Genomic DNA, 21336 nt, shown 5'->3' with positions numbered 1-21336 from the left:
ACTTTATTGAAACGGAGTCACAATATGATTAATCAACAAAAGTATATACAATCTGTCATAATATACATATTTATATTTGCTCTTTGGATATTCCTTATACCAAATGAGTCGAATATAAAAGAAATCGGGATTCTTTTCTTATTCTGTTTCGCTGCACTTTTTTCTTGCTATTGCTTATGTAAAGCGATTAGAAAAATGACGCATGGTGATAAATTATTTTGGATTTTATTATTATGTACTTGTCTATGCGGGTTAGCTATGGAGATAACTTTATTTCTTCCTTCACTTTCTATTCATAAGCAAGTTATATTCTCATATAAAGCATTACCTTTTTTTATCATACAATATGTTTTACTCTTTGTTGGATTTGCTATAAAGTTTATAAAAATTTACTCTATTAAGGGTCTTGCTCAATTTTCATTCGATAGCATCTTTATTGTTATTATGAACATTTATTTCACTTTAACTTTTATCTTGGACCTTTCAAGCTTCCGTATGTTAACAAAGGAAACTTGGATTTTAATTGGCTATTTTATTGCACAATCATTAGTAATTTACGCCGTTATTAGTCTTTATAGAAGAGAACAATATTCTTCTAGTAGAATCGCATTAATTATCGGTTTCACTATTATACTCGTATACGGTTACATTCATCTGTTTCAATTAAATTTTGGGATGAAAACTTCTCCTGAATTTAATTATTTAATACACACTGCTTCTATTTTATTAATTGGACTTTCTTCCATACTATATATCTTGGATAAACCAATGCAACATGAAACGAAAGCAAAATATTATCGATTCGATTATGTACGTTTTATACTACCTTATTTTAGTATAATTATTACTTTTTCCTTTATTATCATTCAACCTTGGGATGATAAATTTATGTTAATTGGTCTCGTATTATCACTTATTTTGTTATTCTTGCGGCAACTTTACATGTGGAAAGATAATCAAGCACTAATCCTTACATATGAACAGTTGACTACACAACTAGAGGATGAAGTTGAAGAAGGTGCATTTGCATTATCAAAAAGTGAACAACGCTATAAGTCTTTATTCGAAGATCATCCCGATGCCGTTTTCTCTTTAAATATGAATGGCATTTTTCAACAATCTAATAAGGCTTGCGAAAGCTTATTTACTGCCTATTATTGCCAAGTGGCAAGCTATTCTCTGGTACACTTCATTGATTCAAAAGACCACGAACTACTAAAGAAGGCTTTACAAATTACAAAGGAAGGTAGGCCACAAACGTTAGAAGTTCGGACAAAAGAACAAGAAGGCTATTATTATTATCTTCATATTACACTTATCCCTACTTTTATAAACAAAGAAGTGGTCGGAATGTTTGGGATAGCACGTGATATTACCACCTTATATGAAAAACAAAAACAAGTAGAACATTTAGCCTTTCACGATGCACTTACTGGATTACCAAATCGCCGAAAGTTCGAAAAAGATTTAAAAGCCATTTTAAATACAGCTCAAACTAACGCAAATGATGTCGCCGTCATATTCCTTGATTTAGATCGATTTAAAAAAATTAACGATAGACTTGGTCATGACGTCGGAGATTTATTATTAATTGAAGTAGCAAAAAGATTACGCGGTTGCTTGCGTTCAAAAGATATCGTCGCTCGTCAAGGTGGAGATGAGTTTACAATTCTATTACCAGAAATGTACTCAGAAAAAAGTGCAATTTTTATAGCTGAACAGATTTTAACTATTTTAAACAAACCATTCTTCATTCAAGGCGAAGAACTCTCTATTACACCAAGTATCGGAATTGCGATGTACCCTGATTATGGAACTGATGTAAATGAGTTAATGAAAAATGCTGATATGGCTATGTATCGTGCGAAAGCAAATGGAAAAAACAGATTTGTTTTCTTCTCAAAAGAAATGAGTATCGCTCAAAATGAAATTCAATTCTTAGAAGGTGAACTTTCAAAAGCATTACAACAAAATGAATTTTTCCTTGAATACCAGCCACAAGTAAGCACAAAAACAAAGCAAATTATCGGTTTTGAAGCATTAATACGTTGGAAGCATCCAAAACTCGGTATCGTATCTCCTGCCCAATTTATCCCTCTAGCAGAGGAAACTGGTTTTATTATTGAACTTGGCAATTGGATTTTACGTACTGCCTGTTTAGAAGCAAAAAGATGGCATAATCAAGGTTTTTCTCACTTAAAGGTTGGTGTGAATTTATCTGTTGTTCAATTTAACCATGCAGATTTAATCCCAACTATTTCAAAGGTGTTGGAAGAGACAGAACTGAAACCAGAAGCACTAGATATTGAAATTACGGAAAGCATCGCAATTAATCAAAATCAATCTGTAGTTGCAAAACTAGAACAACTTCAAAATCTCGGTATTCAAATTTCAATCGACGACTTTGGTACTGGTTATAGTTCTTTAGCTTATTTAACAAAATATCCAATCAACACATTAAAAATCGCTCGAGAGTTTATTTGTGGAATTACAACTAGTCCTTTAGAAGAAGCAATTGTCTCTTCCATTATTACACTATCAAAAGAACTAAATTTAAAAGTGATTGCAGAAGGTGTAGAAACAGCAGAAGAATGGGAATTTTTACATAAACAAAATTGTGATCACATTCAAGGATTCTTTATTAGCAAACCTGTTTCTAGTAAAGACGTTTGGATGTTACTCCATAAAAAAACAACCGCCTAAGTAAGACGGTTGTTTTTTAATATTCAAAAGGTAAATCTTTAGCTAATTGTACCTCTTGATCGTTATGAGAAATTATATGGCTTTTCTCTAATGCCGTATCGCCTAATGAAATACCCCATGCCATCGCTAACGTTAATAAACTACCAATAAGTAATTTCTTCATATTCCATCACCCACATTTTTTATTTTAATATATCATGAAAATTTATCCCTATTATATGCAATTATGCATACCCATTTTTTAGGATATTTATCTACTGATTTTATTTACGAGCGCTTCTTTATATGCATGCATTTCTAATATATCAAAAAAGAAACTTGCCTTTTTATATGCATCTTCAACCTCTGCCTCATCGTACTCCAACTTCCCTAGGCATTCACCTCTTTGATAATATAGCTGTCCAATTAATGCCATACTATTAATTCGGCATGATATTTCAATCGCTTTATTTACTTGATAAAGTGACTCTTCATATTGATTATCTAAATATAATGCTTTTGCATGATTATATCTTACCTTCACTTCAAATTCTTCATTATCATGCAATACATCTAATTGTTTTAATATATCTTCAAATAACTCAATACTCTTCTTAAAATAGCTATTTTCAGCATAAATATTTGCAATCGCATTTTCTATATAAAGATTTTGGTATACGTCTATTCCAGCTAACTGTTGATTTAACAATTTTTTCAATTCTAAAATACAATATTCGTAATCGATTTTCTTTAATATGTAAGCTGCTACATGATATTGCCATTGAAGAAACTGCTGAAATTCAGGATGATATTCTTCCTTTTTCAGCTCATTCCATACTTTATTATAAATTTCTTTATATCTTTTTTGCTTACAAAGCATAATGATTTGATCTTTAAACTGTTTTTTTCTTTCAATATCAGAATAAATGAGTACCTCATAAAAATGAATAATGGGAACTTGTAATTTTGCTGCGATACCTTGCAATATATCCATACTTGGGTATACCGCGCCCGATTCAATCCTGCTCACTTCCGATTGATGACATATGTTCTCGGATAACTGTTTCTGTGTTAATCCTCTCATCACCCTAATTTTCTTAATTTCACTTCCTAATTTTTCTGCGTGCATACTTACTCACCATCCCATTAGAACAATCTAATTTTTTGAGTTGTCATACCACTACAATAATGTGAATTCGACAATTTTTGATATGAAATAATGCATAATATATATAAAATTCGGCAAATTTTTCATACAATTCATCTCACATACAATAATAGATTAGGAGTGTTATAGATGAATTATAGAAAACTTGCTAGTGCTTTCGTTACATTCGGTCTTCTTTGCCCTTTATCAACAGAAGCTATTCATGCTCAAGAATTAGACAAAGGTGCAGTCAAAGTTGAAATTGCTCAGCCTGGTTTAACAATCGGTAAATTAACACAACCTCAAAATGATACGAAAGAAAATATTGCTAAAAAGTATTTAAAAGGTGAGGTAAATGGGGCGAAAGCTCAACAAGAACAAGTCACTACTGAAAAAAATGTAGATTTCCAACCTACAAATAAAGAAACCAAAGAAAATCAAACCGAAGTTCGCCTTGCACAAACATATAAAAACTATAAAGTATATGGCCAAGATCTCATTGTAAAAGTAGATAAAAATGGAGTAATCACAACTGTTAGTGGTAAAGTTGTTCAAAATTTAAATCAACAACCTAATCTTACTATAACAAATTTTTTGTCGAAAAATGAAGTAAAATCTAAATTACGCGATATAGTTCAAATTCCAAGTGATGCAGTTGAGACAGAATTCTCTAGCGAAACCGTTGTTTATAAGAAAAAAGATGGCTATTATACATTCGCAACTGTTATTACATTTACTTATGAAAACAATGAACAAATTATAAACGGCAATGCTATAGTTGATTTAAAAACTGGCGAAGTACTTTTCCAAGAAAAATTCATTAAAAACAAAGAGAATAAGACTATAAATCAAGTAACATCACCTAGATTATCCCCCGCAAGTGAGCAAGGAACTGGGAAAAATGCACTTCAAGAAAACATCTCTTTCAATATTGCCAAAGGAACTGATGGAAAATTTTATTTAGCGGATTTATCACGCGGAAATGGTATTTATATTTATAATGCAAACTACGCCGATTCCCTCGGGGGATATAGTCAAGCTGGTTATCCAGGGACACTAATTTCAAGTAGTACTCCTAATTTTGCAGATAAAGAAGCCGCGGGCGCTATGAAGAACATGAGTGATATTTACGATTACTTTAAGAAAGAACATAATCTAAAAAGTTACGACAATAAAGATTCAAAAGTTGTCGCTAGTGTACACGGTTTTGATTCTACTGAAGTTAGTGATGGTGTAAAAGAAGACTATGTAAATGCATTTTGGCATCCCGCTTGGAACCAAATGGTATTTGGTGATGGTTTAGACGGAAAACTAACATCCGCTCTTGATGTAACAGCTCATGAATTTGGACATGCTGTATTTAGTGGCACGACGAAAAATAAAGTCGTGAGATATCCAAGCGCTGAAACATCTGCACTAAACGAGGGATTAGCGGATTTCTGGGGTACACAAATCGAATATTACGTAAAGAAAGATAAAGGAAACTGGATTATGGGCGATACATTAGGTGGCCTAACAATTCGTGATATCCCAAGGGAAATTGGTGACGGCGGTCATAAATTATATACAAATTTACAAGATTTCTATAACGATGGTAATAATCAAGAATCACACGTGAATTCTGGTATTATCAGTCACGTATTATATCAATTAGCTGAAGGTAAAACATATAACGGTGTTGCTGTTCAAAAGCAAGGAAATGAAAAAGTAAGTAAAGTTGTTATGCGTACATTGCAAAATTATGCAACTTCCGCTGAAGACTTTGAATCACTTCAATCTCATATTGTACAAGCTGCAAAAGATTTATATGGCACTGCCGTATCAAATGAATTTGCAAAGGCATTTGAAGCACACGGTTACAAACCGTTACAAAAAATAAATAAAGTAATAGCGGTACAATAATAAAAAAGAAGTTTACCAATCATAGGTAAACTTCTTTTCATATCCAACCCTTTTCTTCCGCAATTGTAATTGCCTCAATTCTATTTTTCGCATCGAGCTTCGTTAATACTTCAGAAATATAATTACGCACTGTACCCGGCGAAAGATAAAGTGCCTTCGCAATTTCGTTTGCCGTCTTTCCTTCTTTCGCAAGCAACAATACTTCCTTTTCGCGATCTGACAACGGATTTTGCTCCTGCCATAGGCCGAACATTAAATCTTGGGAGACCTCTCGTTTTCCCTTCATTACATTACGAATTGCTGCCGCTAAATCTTCACTTGGGCTATCCTTTAATAAATAGCCGTGCACACCAGCTTTCATTGCTCTTTCAAAATATCCCGGCCGTGCAAATGTTGTTAAAATCATTACTTTGCATGATGATTTTTCTTTCTTTAACGCTTCAGCAACATCTAATCCACTTTGAATCGGCATTTCAATATCCATAATACTTATATCCGGTTTTAACGATTCAATTAATTTTAGCGCCTCTTCCCCGTTTGCCGCTTGTCCAATTACTTCGATATCATCTTCTAGATCAAGCAGAGCCCCTAACGCACCACGAAGCATCCGCTGATCTTCTGCAATAATAATTCGGATCATGCCCTCACCTCATCTTTTCCTGTTCTAATAACAACTGGAACTTTTACTGTTAACAACGTCCCTGGATTGATTGTACCTAGTTCAACAAATCCATCAATAAGAGCAATTCGTTCTTTCATGCCGCGAATACCATTTCCATCATGATTTTGATCTGTTAAACCAATTCCGTTATCTTCTACTTTCAAAATTAGTTCACCTTGTGATTCTAATACAGAAACTGCGCACCGCGTCGCCTTACTATGTTTTACAACATTTGTAACGGCCTCACGTAAACACATCCCGACAATATTTTGTTCAATTGGTGATAACGAGCTCGATCTTGCTTCTTGCCTCACTTCTAATTCAATATTAGCTGCTTGTAAGATTGCTTTTATTTGCTCTAGCTCTTCTTCTACCGTAATCATACGCATATCAGAAATTAATTCTCTCAGCTGTTTTAAGGCTGTACGAGACGTTTGTGTAATTTCCTTCGCTTCCGCACTTGCACGCTCCGGATTTTTCACAATTAACTTCTCTACAAGCTGGCTTTTCAAAGTAATAAGAGATAACGTATGCCCTAATGTGTCATGAAGATCTCTTGCAATCCGCTGCCGTTCTTCACGTTTTACTAAGTCTTTAATTTGCTCGTTCGCCTCATCTAATTGATTTCTTAACATCTTTTTCTGATTAAAATTACGCATACCAAATGGCGTAAGAAGCATTAAAATAAACATCGGGACGATATTTACTAAACTTGTTGGTGTTAGTTGATTCATATTTACAAATACAAATGCTCCAAGCATTACAGCTAACAAACAGAGTAATACCCGAAATACTTTCTTACTTGGTGCAAATCCCATCGCACTTGCCGTGAAAAAGCCAAAGAATATCATGAAGGGATTATAAAATAAAGCAAATAAAAAGATGAGTATCATTTGAATGCATGCCCATAAAATAAACGTCTTCTGAACAAAATATAGCTGACGGTATGTGATAATAAAAAGTATCAACATACCGCTTCCTAGCACAAGCTTCCATCCTGATGCTTGTGCTAAATGGTAAATTGGAAATAATAAATACACAAGCCACATGTACGGAAAAAATCCCATATGTTTCGGAAAAATCTCAATCCTCTTCTTCTCTATCATTTATACCGCTTCCTGTCTTTTTCTTATATATATTGATACTACAACAAATATAAGGAAATAACCTCCTAATACCGCGATATTTTCCCATCCAATTGATTTTCCAGCTACAATATCCCACGCACCACTTCCGAAATGGTATGTTGGTGTCCATTCACCAATCGTTCTTAATATTTTGGGGAATACTTCAATCGGCATCCATAACCCGCCAACTATAGCTAAACTCATATTTAAAATATTTGCTAAGCCAGCAGCTGCGTCCGCCTTCTTAATGGAACCTATTACTGTTCCTAACGCTAAAAATGGTGTTACCCCTAACAATAACCATAACCCCGCACCAATCCATTGCCCTACCGTTAACTCAACATGATTAATTAGTATCCCTGCAATAAAGATAACTAATATTGAAAAAGCATTTACTACTGTTTGAGCGATAATTTTCGCTGTTAAATATGCTCCCTCTGGAAGCGGTGTAATTTTTAAAAGATGTGTCCATCCTTGCCCTTTTTCCTGAGAAAGTCTCACACCGAAACTAAAGAGTGCAGTCCCTACAATACTGAAAGTTGCCATCGAAATTAAATAATGTGCTTTCCACGCATCTCCGTTTTGTGGTACTTGAACAACATTTGTAAAAATGTAGTAAAACATAACAGGCATTAATAATGAGAAAAAGATAAATAATTTATTGCGGAATGTACGTAAAATTTCTATTTTGCACTGCATCCATAACGCTCTCATGCGATTTCCTCCTTCTGATTTGCGACAAACTGTTCAAATGCCTCATCAAGGCTTCCACGTTCAACTGAAACATCTGTTACAGGTAAACTCCTTTGATAAATGGCTTTTAAAGTTGCATCCGTATCCTCCGTTGTTAAAATGAAGCGGCCTTCGTTTGACTTTACTTCTATTACATTTGGTAATTCCTTTAGTAATTTTGTAGGAATGCTTTCCTTTGAGTAAAATGTGATTGTTTTTCTCGAAATCGTTGCTTTCATTTCGTCTGGTGTACCATCTGAGATAATCTTTCCGTTCGCAAATAATAAGATACGATTTGCTAAAGCATCTGCTTCTTCTAAATAATGCGTCGTTAAAATAATCGTTTTCCCTTCACTTGCTAACTTTCGAATCGTTTCCCAAAACGTTCTTCGAGACGTAATATCCATTCCGACTGTCGGCTCATCTAAAAATAACAAATCCGGATTTCCCGCAAGTGCAAGCGCAAAGTTTAACCTTCTTTTTTGCCCACCTGATAATTTCTCACATCTTTGCTTTCGCTCTGATTCTAAATTTGCTAACTGCAGTAACGTTTCTTTCTCTATAGGATTCGTATAATAACTACGGAATAACTCAATTGCCTCTTCCACCGTAATACTATCAATGACACTTACTTCTTGCAGCATCGCACCGAGGCTATTACGAACATCTCTATGCTTTGGACTCTTTCCAAATATAGAGACCTTACCTTCCGTTGGTTCCTTTAATCCAAGCATCATCGACATCGTCGTTGTTTTCCCCGCACCATTTGGACCAAGCAACGCTACTATTTCCCCTTTATTTACATGAAATGAAACATTATTTACTGCGTTTTTATGTTTAAATGTTTTAGAAACATCATTTACTTCAATAATCTTTTCCATCTCTCCACCCCCGCTGTTTCTTATATTTACATTGTATTCCTTGGAAAACTTAGGAAACAGTATGATGCGTCATGACATCGATATGACAATTGTCATGTATTCTTTATGAGAGGAATCAGCCCCCATACCGCAAGCGAGTAGCAGGACGAAAATAAACATGATACAATCGGATAAGATATATATTCGAGGAAGGACAGTGGTTTTCATGATTATTCGTAATGAACAAGATTTAGAAGGCTTACGAAAAATCGGCCGCATCGTTGCGCTTGCACGTGAAGAAATGAAAAAACAAGCGAAGCCAGGTATGACAACGAAAGAGCTTGATTTGATCGGTAAAAAAGTATTAGATGAGCATGGTGCTATTTCTGCACCTGAAAAAGAATATGATTTTCCAGGTGTAACTTGCATTAGTGTAAATGAAGAAGTTGCTCATGGTATTCCAGGAGATCGTGTATTAAAAGAAGGCGACTTAGTAAACGTCGATGTATCCGCTGCACTTGATGGCTATTATGCAGATACAGGCATTTCATTTGTTCTTGGAGAAGACGAGGCAAAAGAAAAACTTTGCCAAGCAGCGGTTGATGCATTTTGGGCAGCAATGAAAAAGGTTAGAGCTGGCTCAAAACAAAATCAAATTGGTCGTGCTGTTTCAAACTTCGCACATAAAAGTGGATACAATGTTATCCAAAACTTAACTGGTCACGGCATTGGTCTTAGCTTACATGAAGCACCAAATCACATTTTAAGTTACTATGACCCAATGGATAATGCGCTTCTAAAAGACGGTCTTGTTATCGCTGTAGAACCGTTCATCTCTATGAAAGCTGATCATATTATTGAACGTGGTGACGATGGTTGGACATTCGTTACACCAGATAAAAGTCTTGTTGCACAATGTGAACATACCGTTGTCGTAACACGCGGTGAACCAATAATCTTAACAGAAATCTAATACCAAAAACGGCTGTTTTGTAGATTTATTCCACATAAAACAGCCGTTTTTTATTTTTGGGAAAATATGTGAACTAGTGTTGAACTCTTTATCATTTAAGTATATAATCTTTAGCGGAGGTTACTTAAGCTTATCTTTACTAAAAAGATATTGTAACTAAGGAGTAAAACACCTTCTTTCCTATTGTTTAAACAGGCTCAAAAATGACCGTAGTAACGTGTTAGTCGAATATTCTGTAATCCTTATATTTCTCTAACAATGTAAGAAACTATCACCTTTCAACTTCGGTCCACTAATCGCACAACTCTCTTTAGACAAAATAAATGACTATTTTCAAAGTACATATTGTCTTCATTCTGACCAAAACCAACCCTATCTAGATTTTTATTTCCACATAACTTTAAGGCAAAAATAAGCCTTCACAAAGGGATACACTACATTGGTTAGTATGTATCGTAAAACTTACCTTTATAACCATTCTTTTTTACTAGATATACATGAAAACTATCTCACATATAAAGGTCTGATATCATTATTTATATCAGTATTTTTTTCGACATTTTTTGTCGAATTGTGTATATTTCCATAGAACTGTGTAAATATACATTTTGTTTTACGTTAAATAATATTGCTTTGAACATAATTCTGTTTGTCTGAGAACGCGTATAGAAACGGAGGGATAACAAAAATAAATAGCTTATAACAAATACTTTTAATATTCCATTTGTTCATGTGGAATAAGTCCCCAATGGACAAATGAATGTTCAGAGGAGGAAAAATGAAAAAACTTTTTAATGTATGTTTAATTGTATTCGTACTATTTTCGCAACTTGCTAGTTTTCCATACAATCAAGTAAAAGCGGAAACCTTAACAGGAGATTCCTTATTTGACACTGTTGAAATGAAAGATGCGACGAATCATATTATTGACGAAGCAAAAAATCCTAACAATTTAATAAAGATAGGATCAACCATTCAAGTAGAATACGCTTGGTCAATAAAGGATCAACAAGTTGCACACGCAAATGATACAGCAGTAGTTCAAATACCACTTGCATTAAAAGTATCTAAAGATTTGCAAGGGGATTTAGTAACAGATCAAAAAAATATTGGTCAATATTTTATAACAGCTAAAGATAATAAACTAAAATTAATATTTAATGATCAAGTAGAAAATTTGAAAGACGCTAAAGGAAAAATTAAAGTTGATACCGTGTTTAACTCAACTTTAAAAACTGGGGAAAAATCAGTTCAAATCGCTTTTCCTTTAGGAACAATGGTTCAGCCTATATCAGTTCCTGTTCAAGTAGAAAACTCTAAAGAAGATGGCACCAAACAGGATACTAATAAACAAGCGCAAGATCCAGTAGCTAAACCTGTTACTGACAATCCGGAGCAAGATCCAGCAACTAAAACTGTTACTGATAATCCGGAACAAAACCCAGCAACTAAAACTGTTACCGATAATCCGGAACAAAACCCAGCAGCTAAAACTGCCACTGATAATCCGGAACAAAACCCAGCAGCTAAAACTGCCACTGATAATCCGGAACAAAACCTAGCAGCTAAAATTGCTACTGACAATCCAGAACAAAAGCTATCAAGCGACCCTGCTGAGAATACAAATTCAGGTCCAAAGCAAATAACAACAAACATTTTAACCGGTGTAAAGTTGACGGATAAAGACGAAAAACCATTTACAGAGGATAACCGTCCAAGTACAGATTCCCCTGCCAATATTGAGTTTACATGGGAACTTTTAAAGTCAATGAATGTGAAAAATGGAGATTACTATATTTTTGATCTTCCTAAACATTTTAAGATTTACAATACAATTAACAGTCCTTTATATGATAGTGAAAACCATCAAATTGGTAATTTTACTGTTACAAAAGATGGAAAAGTCACGATGACATTCAACGATTATGTTGAAGAGCATCCAGATGTTGCTGGTAACCTACAATTAAAGACAGAATTTAATAAAGCTGAAATTAAAGGTACAACAACACAAGAAATTCCTTTCCCGATTAAAGATAAGGATGTTTCTATTACAGTTGACTTTAAGCCTAATGTACAAACAGCTACGAATAAAAAAGGATTACCTGATAGACCAATTAATACAAATGAAATTAATTGGAAAGTAGAGATGAACAAAACGCAAGACACCCTTAAAAACGCTATTTTTAAAGATAACATTCCACAAGGTACAAACTTAAATAAAGATTCTATTAAAGTTTATTATTTAGAAGTTGATGTTAATGGGAATGTAACGCGTGGTGCAGAAGCTGAGCCAACAGATTACAATATTATTTCATCAGATGGCTCAAAATTGGAGATTGCTTTTAAAGATTCTATCAATAAAGCATATCAAATCGAATATGCCACAAAAATTACTGATGAAAATATTAAAAGTTTCCGAAATAACGTTACGATAACGAGTGATAATCAAAAGCAACAAAACGCAAGCTCTACTGTAACGGTTTCTCGTGGTACACACTTAAATAAAACAAGTAAATATGATCCAAAGACGCAAACAATTGAGTGGACAATTACTTACAATGGTGATCAAAGAGAGATCAAAAAAGCAGATGCGATTTTAAAAGATATTTTTGACGATACACACGAACTAGATGCAAATTCTATTGTTGTAAAAAACGCTTCATATAATGAAAAAGGAACGCTTGTAACAGGAGACGCTGTTAATAATTACACTGTAAGTAACAAGAAGAATGGCTTCGATTTACAGTTTAATGATGATATTAATAGTGCTTATGTGATTACCTATAAAACCAAGCCAACTAATAAAGTTATAGAAGATGGAAAAGTAAAAAATAAAGTTACAGCTGATAATGATTCAAGTAAAGAAAATGAAGCTAGCTTCAAGCAGCAAAATATCATTAAATCTAATAATAAAGCTGAAACAAATTATAAAGACAAAACAACAACTTGGACAATTATAGTAAATAATAACAACTATCCATTAAACAACGCGATTATTACGGACACCTTTGATCATGGTGGATTACAATTAAAAGATAAGAAACTAGAAATTAAAGACGGAAATTATACCCTTCAAGCTGGGACTGACTATGTTTTAGATGTAACAGATAAAGGCTTCAAAATCACTCTTATAGGTACGTATCAGTCTAATATGACAAAGACATTAGTCGTAAAATATACGACAGACTTTGATTATACAAAGCTAGAAAGTGGTAAAACTTCATTTAAAAATACAGGTAATCTTTCTTGGATAGATACGGATTCTAATCCACAATCAAATAAAGTTGAAGCTAATTTTGATCCTGATACTTTCACAAAGGCAAATGGTTATAAATACGGTTCTTATAACGCCCAAACGAAGGAAATCACTTGGATAATAGGCTTTAACTATAATAATGTTGAGATTAAAGATCCTTATGTTATAGACGTCATACAAGATAAACAAAAGTTAGTGCCTGGATCCATTGAAGTGCGCGATATGATTTTAAATGGAAATCCTGATAATGCACAACCTGGTAATGCTGTACCAACTGAGAAATATGAACTTGAAGAACCTACAGAGGAAAATAAAAACACCCTAAAGGTTCATTTCAAACAATCAATTAATTCACCTTACTATATTATCTTTAAAACAAGCCTTGATGGTGAACTTATCCAAGGCACCTACAAAAACGAGGCAGATTTAAAAGATGGCTCTAAAATCGTAAACACCCTTACAGGTGACACTCAAGTAAATAAAGGTGGCAGCTTCGTTACTAAAAAAGCTGTGCAAGACGACAACTATATTAATTGGAGTATCGCAATTAACGAAAGCCAATCAACCATTGCAGATGCCGTTGTAACAGATGACCCAACCGAAAATCAGGTAATTGTGGAAGATTCATTCCACTTATATCCTACAACTGTTGATCCATATGGAAATTTAACAAAAGATACAGTAAACGAATTAAAAGAAGGAACAGACTATAAACTCAAAATAACAACAGACAATAATACCGGAAAGCAACATTTCGAAATTGCCTTCTTGAAAAAAATTGATCGAGCTTATATTTTAGAATATCGCTCACTTATTAATGCAGACGATAAAGAAAAAGTAAGTAATAAAGCGAAAATCACAGGCAATAAGTTGACAGTTAAAAACACAGAAACTACTGAAACGATTGAAGTGAGAATGTCTTCTGGTTCAGGCGGAGGATCTGCTACTAAAGGCCGTGGAAACCTTGAAATTATAAAGGTAGATAACGACAATAAAAACGCACTATTAGCTGGGGCAGAATTTACTTTATACGATCGTACAGGTAAAACTGTTATCCGTAAAATTACAACAGACAAAGACGGTATCGCTAAATTTAATAATTTAAAACGGGATAAATATTTATTAAAAGAAACAAAGGCTCCTGAAGGCTATGTAATTAGCTGGGATTTAAAACAAGGAAAAATTGTTGAACTTGGTACACAAGAGACTACAACATATAAACTTGCAAATAAGAAGTTTGTCGGTAAAGTAGTTTTAACAAAGTCTGATGACCTGAATAAAAACGTCACACTGCAAGGTGCCGTTTTCACACTACTTGATAAAGATAAAAAAATAATTTCAGAACACGAAAAATTAACAACAAATGATAAAGGACAAATTACTGTAGATAATTTAAAACCAGGAACTTACTATTTAAAAGAAATAAAGGCTCCTGAGCATTATCAATTAGATGATCGACTTATTGAATTTACAATCGAGGAAGATCAAACAACAGTAATCAATAAAACGGCCCAAAACAGCTTAATTAGAGGCTCAGCTATCCTAACAAAAGTTGATAAAGAGGGTAATACTTTAGAAGGTGCTGTATTTAGTGTACGGGACCAAAATAACAAAAGAATTCCTGGTTATACCAAATTAACGACAAATGGTAACGGACAAATCGAAGCGAAAAATTTACTTCCTGGAGAGTACCAGTTTGTTGAAGAGAAAGCACCTGAACATTATGAAATAGATAAAAAACCGCTTAAATTTACAATTGAAAAAAGCCAACAGAAAGCACTTACTGTTACCGCGACAAATCACCTCATTAAAGGTGGTGTCACTTTAACGAAAGTCGATGATGTCGATGGCACTGCCCTTGAAGGTGCTGTATTTAAAATTGTCGATGCGAATGACGAGAAACAAGTAATTCGTGAAAATATAAAAACAGGTTCAGATGGAAAAGTTACCATTAAAGATCTAGAGCCTGGTGTTTATAAATTTATCGAAACAGAAGCTCCTAAGGATTATACGTTAAGTACAAACCCTATCGAGTTTACAATTGATAAAAGCCAACAAGCTCTTGCTACTGTTACGGCAAATAACAGCTTAAAAACGGGCGAAGTTGAATTATTAAAAGTTGATGAGTTTGGTGAGAAAAAACCCCTTGAAGGTGCAGTATTCAAGCTTGTCGATACAAATAATAATGACGTTTCCCCTTACACTAACTTAACTACTGATAAACACGGTAAAGTTAAAGTTAGTAACCTACGTCCTGGTACGTATAAATTTATTGAAATAGCTGCTCCTGAACATTACGTTTTACGAGCAGAACCTATTGAATTTACAATCGATAGAAGTCAGAAAGAAACTCTACTTGTGAAAGCTGAAAATACTTTAAAACCAGGAGATGTTGAATTAACAAAAGTTGATGATATCGATGGTACAGCTCTTGAAGGTGCTGTATTTAAAATTGTTGATGCTAATGATGAAAAGAAAGTCATTCGCGAAAATGTAAAAACTGGTGCGGATGGTAAAGCTATCGCTACTGGCTTACGCCCTGGCGATTATAAATTTATCGAAGTAACAGCACCGAAGTATTACGACAAAAATACAAAACCAATTAAATTTACGATTACAGAAAGTCAAACAACTCAGGCTACTGTTACCGCTAAAAACAGCTTAACAAAAGGCGGTATTGAGTTAACAAAAGTGAATGCTGCAGATGAAAAGGAAACACTTGAAGGTGCAGTATTTAAAATCGTTAATAGAGATACTAATGAAGATGTTCGTACGGACCTTGTTACGAATAGTAAAGGAAGGCTAGTTGTAGATGACTTACGTCCTGGTAACTATAAACTTATCGAAACAAAGGCTCCAACTTATTACGATGTAAATGTAGAACCAATTGAATTTACAATCGAAAAAGGACAACAAAAACTCCTTCCACTTACATTTAAAAATAGTTTAACGAAAGGAAAAGTTAAACTTATTAAAGAAGATGATGTGGAAAGTAGTAAAGCTCTTGCCGGCGCTGTATTTACATTGCAAGACGCAACTGGCAAAGAAATTATGAAAGATTTAACAACAGATGATCACGGAGTATTAGTTATTCCTGATTTAGCACTAGGGGATTATCAATTTATCGAAACAAAAGCCCCTGAACATTATAAATTAGACAAAACACCTATTAAGTTCACAATTAAAAAAGGTAGTAAGGAAGATCTTCCTATCCCTGTTACTGTAAAAAATAGTTTACTTACAGGTGGCGTCACTTTAACAAAAGTGGATGATGTTGATGGCACTACTCTTGAAGGTGCAGAATTTATAATCGTTGACGCTCATGATACTAAAAAGGTAATTCGAAAAGGTTTAACGACTAATAAAAACGGTAAAATTACTGCTTCTGATTTACGTCCTGGAGACTATCAATTTATTGAAGTAAAAGCTCCAAAAGACTATACCTTAAGCAAAGACCCTATTCCGTTCACTATCGAAAAAAGTCAAAAAGAGAATATTACTGTTACCGCTACTAACAGTTTAAAGAAAGGCGCAGTAACATTAACAAAAATTGATGACATCGATCGTACGATGCTCGAAGGTGCAATCTTTAAGATTGTGGATATGAATGGTAAGGAAGTTCATACGAATCTTGTTACAGATAAAAACGGAAAAATTTCTGTTTCTGATTTACGCCCTGGAGACTATCAGTTCATTGAAACAAAAGCTCCTGAGCACTATGTATTAGATGAAACAACGATTCCATTTACAATTGAAAGAAGTCAAACGAAAGAGATCAATGTTACAGGCAAAAATGCTTTGAAAAAAGGTAGCGTTGAACTAACAAAGATTGACGATATTGATATAAATACAAAACTTTCTAACGCCGTATTTAATTTATTAGATGCAGACGGTGAGCTAGTTGAAGAAGGCTTAAAAACAAATGCTGAAGGTAAAATTGTTGTTGAAAATCTACGTCCTGGTACGTATCAATTCGTTGAAACAATTGCTCCTGAACATTACGATTTAGATAAAAAACCTATCGTATTTACAATTAAAAAGAGCCAAACTGAAACTCTTCATATCACTGCTACAAATGCTTTAACAAAGGGTGCAGTTAAACTTTCTAAAGTAGACGATATTGATGGCACTGTTCTTAAAGATGCAGTATTTAAAATTGTTAATATGAACGGTGATGTAGTTCATAAAGACCTTGTTACAAATGAACAAGGAATAATCGAAATTAACGACCTACGTCCTGGTGATTACCAATTCATCGAAACGAAAGCTCCTAAGCATTACGTTTTAGATGAAACACCAATCAAATTCACTATTGAAAAAGGACAGAAGAAAGTTATTTCTTTAACTGCTACAAATAGCTTAAAACAAGGTAGTATCGAATTACTTAAAGTTGATGATTTAAACACTCAAACAAAACTTGCCGATGCGGTATTTAATTTACTAGATCAAGATGGCAAAGTACTTAAAACAGATTTAAAAACAAACAGTGAAGGTAAAATCGTTATCGAAAACTTACGTCCTGGTACGTATCAATTCGTTGAAATAACGGCTCCTGAACACTATGATTTAGACAAAAAACCAATTATATTTACAATTGAAAAAAGCCAAAAAGATATTGCTACCGTTACTATGAAAAATAGTTTAACAAAAGGCGGCGTGGAACTTTCTAAAGTGGATGACGTCGATGGCACTACTCTTGAAGGCGCAGTATTTAAAATTGTGGATATGAATGGCACTGTAATTCGCAAAGATCTTGTTACGAATCAACAAGGTAAAATTAGCGTTTCTGACCTACGTCCTGGTGATTATCAATTCATCGAGACAACGGCTCCGAAACACTATGATTTAAACAAAGAGCCAATTCCATTCACAATCACAAAGAGCCAAGCTGATCCTATCTCCGTTACAGCTACAAATAGCTTAACGAAAGGCACTGTGGAACTTTCTAAAGTAGATGATGTAGATGGTACTGCTCTTAAAGATGCGATATTTAAAATTACTGATATGAATGGTAACGGCATTCGCACTGAACTTACAACAGATGTACATGGAAAAATTTCTGTTTCTGATTTACGTCCTGGGGACTATCAGTTTATTGAAACGAAAGCTCCTGAACACTATAAATTAGATAGTACACCTATTAAGTTTACAATTAAGAAAAGCCAAAAAGAAAAGCTCCAAGTTACTGCTACAAATAGCTTAACTGAGGGTGCTGTAGAATTAATAAAAGTGGATGATATAAATCCAGATACAAAACTTTCTGATGCAGTGTTTAACATCATCGATGCGAAAGGTAAAATTGTTCGCACTGATTTAACTACTGATAAAGATGGGAAGATTTCAGTTTCTGATTTACGTCCGGGAGATTATCAGTTCATTGAAACGAAAGCTCCAACTGGCTATGATTTAAACGTTAAACCAATTCCTTTCACAATTACGAAAGGACAATCTCAGGTTACCTCTGTTACAGCCTTAAATAGTTTAACAACAGGTTCAATTGAGTTAACTAAAGTTGATATTGATCACCATGGAACACTTGAAGGTGCCATTTTCAATATTTTAGACCAAGATGGAAAAGTCATCCGAGAAGGTTTAAAAACAGATCAACACGGAAAAGTAATCGTAAATGATTTGAAACCTGGTAATTATCAATTAGTAGAAACAAAGGCTCCTAAAGGCTATCAATTAGATGCATCACCAATAAACTTTACAATTGATAAAGCCCAAGCTAAGCCACTACAAATTACAGTTTCAAATAAAAAAATTGAATCTTCTTCAGGTGGAGATGACAAGCCAATTACTCCTCCAAATAAAGAAGATAACAAAGGCAATGAAACATCTGAGAAACACGAAAACGGAACTTCTGAAGAACAAAATAATGAAACACCTGAGAAACACGAAAACGGAACTTCCGAAGAAACATCGAATAAAACAGATAACAAACAGCAAGATGATCGAAATACGGATAAGCACCTTCCAAATACAGGTCATAAAGAAGACCCTACACAAACAGTAGGTATTGTTCTTCTACTAGCTGGATTATTAAGTATTTTAGCTACAAAACGCAAAAAAAATTATTAATAATTTTTTCACATCCAATCAATCTCTCAATTGATTGGATGTTTTTTTATACAAAAAGGACGATACATAAAGTATCGTCCTTTTAACGGGGTGAGGCTGCCCAAAAGTACGGAAAACCTTTGAACAGCCTCTTATTTTCATATGGATGCCTTACATATATCACTGATAATAATTATGAAATGCGGAAACATAATTACCATCAACTGATTCAAACATGAGAAATGAAACCCTACAGTGGTTCCATTCCTCTACATAATCTAAAGTTTGGGTACACTAGATTCATGCAATGTAGGAGCTTTCAGAGTAGAAAGCGAACCTTCGTTTAAAATGATAGCATACATATCTCCCTCAAAAATATGCAAATATGCATATATCGTTTTTTTATTTCTCAATGTCAGAATATTGAAAAACAAAAGGTGTGAAGGTAAAATAAAGTCATTATCCGTCTTCTTTTGTCAGTCAGAGAGAATAGAAGAATAGGAGAGGAAAAAATGAGAAAATCATTGAAACAAAAAATAGTAAGCTCTTTGCTTGCTGTATCACTTGCTGTTAGCTTAGCTCCAATTGGGCAAGCAAAAGCGGATTCCACGTCAGAGGTTACACAAACTCCATCTATTACAAAACAGATTGATCCAAACCGCGCGATTGAACATGTTCGTTTCTTATCTGAAACAATTGGTCCTCGCCCCGGTGGAACAAAATCCGAAGAATGGGCTTCTCGTTACATTGGTATGCAGCTTAAATCAATGGGCTATGAAGTAGAATATCAACCATTTCAGGTGCCCGATCAATACGTTGGATTCATTGAATCACCCCTATCAACAAAACGTAATTGGCAAGCTGGTGCTGCTCCTAATGCACTAATTTCTACAGAAGCTGTTACAGCTCCCCTTATCTTTGTTCAAGGTGGGACAAAATTAGAAGATATTCCAAATGAAGTAAACGGTAAAATTGTTTTATTTGAAAGAGGAACGACAGTTACCGACTATAATAAACAAGTTGAAAATGCTGTTAGCAAAGGTGCAAAAGGTGTTCTTTTATACAGTTTAATTGGCGGACGCGGAAATTATGGACAAACCTTCAATCCCCGCCTAATGAAAAAGCAATCTATCCCTGTCTTTGGTCTTGCTTATGCGCAAGGAAATGCATTTAAAGAAGAAATCGCTAAAAAAGGGACAACAATTCTTTCCCTAAAAGCGAGACATGAATCTAAATTAACATCTCTAAATGTTATCGCCAAAAAGAAACCAAAGAAGAGTACAGGTAATGAAAAAGCAGTCGTTGTAAGCTCGCACTATGATAGTGTTGTCGGAGCACCTGGCGCAAATGATAATGCTTCTGGAACTGGATTAGTATTAGAACTAGCTCGTGCTTTTCAAAATGTAGAAACTGATAAAGAAATTCGCTTTATTACCTTTGGTTCTGAAGAAACTGGATTACTTGGTTCGGATTATTACGTGAATAGTCTATCCCAAAAAGAACGCGACCGTATTTTAGGTGTCTTTAACGCCGACATGGTTGCAACAAATTATGATAAAGCAAAGAATTTATATGCTATGACACCTGATGGCTCTACAAACTTTGTAACAGACGCTGCCTTGCAAGCAGGTAAACAACTAAATAATAACCTCATCCTACAAGGTAAATTCGGTTCTAGTGATCATGTTCCATTTGCTGAAGCTGGTATTCCTGCTGCTCTATTCATTTGGATGGGTATCGATAGTTGGAATCCATTAATCTATCATATTGAGAAGGTATACCATACACCTCAAGATAACGTATTAGAAAACATTTCACCTGAACGAATGAGAATGGCATTAGACGTTATCGGAACAGGAGTTTATAACTCGCTTCAAAAACCTGTTCCTCAAACTGAACAGAAAGCTGCTTAATCATTTAAAAGACCACTGATTTT

General features: G+C 34.2%; 11 protein-coding genes. 5 read left to right on the top strand and 6 right to left on the bottom strand.

Features of this window, described 5'->3' with window-relative positions; all coding sequences use genetic code 11:
• Window positions 1-24 precede the first annotated feature (24 nt).
• Entirely contained in the window at window positions 25-2703 is a 2679-nt protein-coding gene (locus ACQGSG_RS08780) for a DUF4084 domain-containing protein (RefSeq protein ID WP_426947232.1), read from the top strand.
• Between the two features lie 16 nt (window positions 2704-2719).
• Here the strand turns inward: ACQGSG_RS08780 and ACQGSG_RS08775 are convergent, their stop codons facing one another.
• Complete coding sequence (locus tag ACQGSG_RS08775; RefSeq protein WP_000734730.1) at window positions 2720-2866, bottom strand: quorum-sensing peptide PapR; 147 nt, start codon at window positions 2864-2866, stop codon at window positions 2720-2722.
• An 87-nt stretch (window positions 2867-2953) separates the two neighbouring features.
• Entirely contained in the window at window positions 2954-3811 is an 858-nt protein-coding gene (gene plcR, locus ACQGSG_RS08770) for a transcriptional regulator PlcR (RefSeq protein ID WP_000542919.1), read from the bottom strand.
• A 168-nt stretch (window positions 3812-3979) separates the two neighbouring features.
• Between plcR and ACQGSG_RS08765 the strand changes: the two genes are divergently transcribed.
• The gene (locus tag ACQGSG_RS08765; RefSeq protein WP_001109501.1) at window positions 3980-5731 is read left to right on the top strand and encodes a M4 family metallopeptidase; all 1752 of its coding nucleotides are present in this window, start codon (window positions 3980-3982) and stop codon (window positions 5729-5731) included.
• 37 nt (window positions 5732-5768) lie between these two features.
• Here the strand turns inward: ACQGSG_RS08765 and ACQGSG_RS08760 are convergent, their stop codons facing one another.
• Genes ACQGSG_RS08760 through ACQGSG_RS08745 form a run of 4 tightly spaced genes read right to left on the bottom strand, consistent with a single transcriptional unit; the run spans window position 5769 to window position 9132 of the window.
• A complete protein-coding gene (locus ACQGSG_RS08760) occupies window positions 5769-6371 on the bottom strand; it encodes a response regulator transcription factor (protein ID WP_000619245.1) in 603 nt (200 codons plus the stop codon).
• Window positions 6368-7498: a sensor histidine kinase gene (locus tag ACQGSG_RS08755; protein ID WP_000570626.1), complete on the bottom strand. Its 1131-nt coding sequence runs from the start codon at window positions 7496-7498 to the stop codon at window positions 6368-6370. The genes ACQGSG_RS08760 and ACQGSG_RS08755 overlap by 4 nt, the downstream gene beginning before the upstream one ends.
• A complete protein-coding gene (locus tag ACQGSG_RS08750) occupies window positions 7499-8233 on the bottom strand; it encodes an ABC transporter permease (protein ID WP_001202427.1) in 735 nt (244 codons plus the stop codon).
• The gene (locus tag ACQGSG_RS08745) at window positions 8230-9132 is read right to left on the bottom strand and encodes an ABC transporter ATP-binding protein (protein ID WP_000411111.1); all 903 of its coding nucleotides are present in this window, start codon (window positions 9130-9132) and stop codon (window positions 8230-8232) included. Before ACQGSG_RS08745 ends, ACQGSG_RS08750 begins: the two co-directional genes overlap by 4 nt.
• A gap of 157 nt (window positions 9133-9289) precedes the next feature.
• Here ACQGSG_RS08745 and map point away from each other — a divergent pair, with 157 nt between their 5' ends.
• The 3 genes from map to ACQGSG_RS08730 all read left to right on the top strand — a co-directional run bounded on the left by map (window position 9290) and on the right by ACQGSG_RS08730 (window position 21313).
• Window positions 9290-10084: a type I methionyl aminopeptidase gene (gene map / locus ACQGSG_RS08740; protein WP_003313889.1), complete on the top strand. Its 795-nt coding sequence runs from the start codon at window positions 9290-9292 to the stop codon at window positions 10082-10084.
• A gap of 778 nt (window positions 10085-10862) precedes the next feature.
• Window positions 10863-19421, top strand: coding sequence for a SpaA isopeptide-forming pilin-related protein (locus tag ACQGSG_RS08735; protein WP_426947230.1), 8559 nt, complete (start codon window positions 10863-10865; stop codon window positions 19419-19421).
• 491 nt (window positions 19422-19912) lie between these two features.
• Window positions 19913-21313: a M28 family metallopeptidase gene (locus ACQGSG_RS08730; protein ID WP_098218309.1), complete on the top strand. Its 1401-nt coding sequence runs from the start codon at window positions 19913-19915 to the stop codon at window positions 21311-21313.
• The last annotated feature ends 23 nt before the right edge of the window (window positions 21314-21336 follow it).

The organism is Bacillus sp. GMa5/1 (genome assembly GCF_050172015.1).
Classification (GTDB): Bacteria; Bacillota; Bacilli; order Bacillales; family Bacillaceae_G; genus Bacillus_A; species Bacillus_A cereus.
The sequence above is the reverse complement of the archived record's forward strand: the minus strand, read 5'-3'. Positions and strand labels throughout refer to the sequence as shown.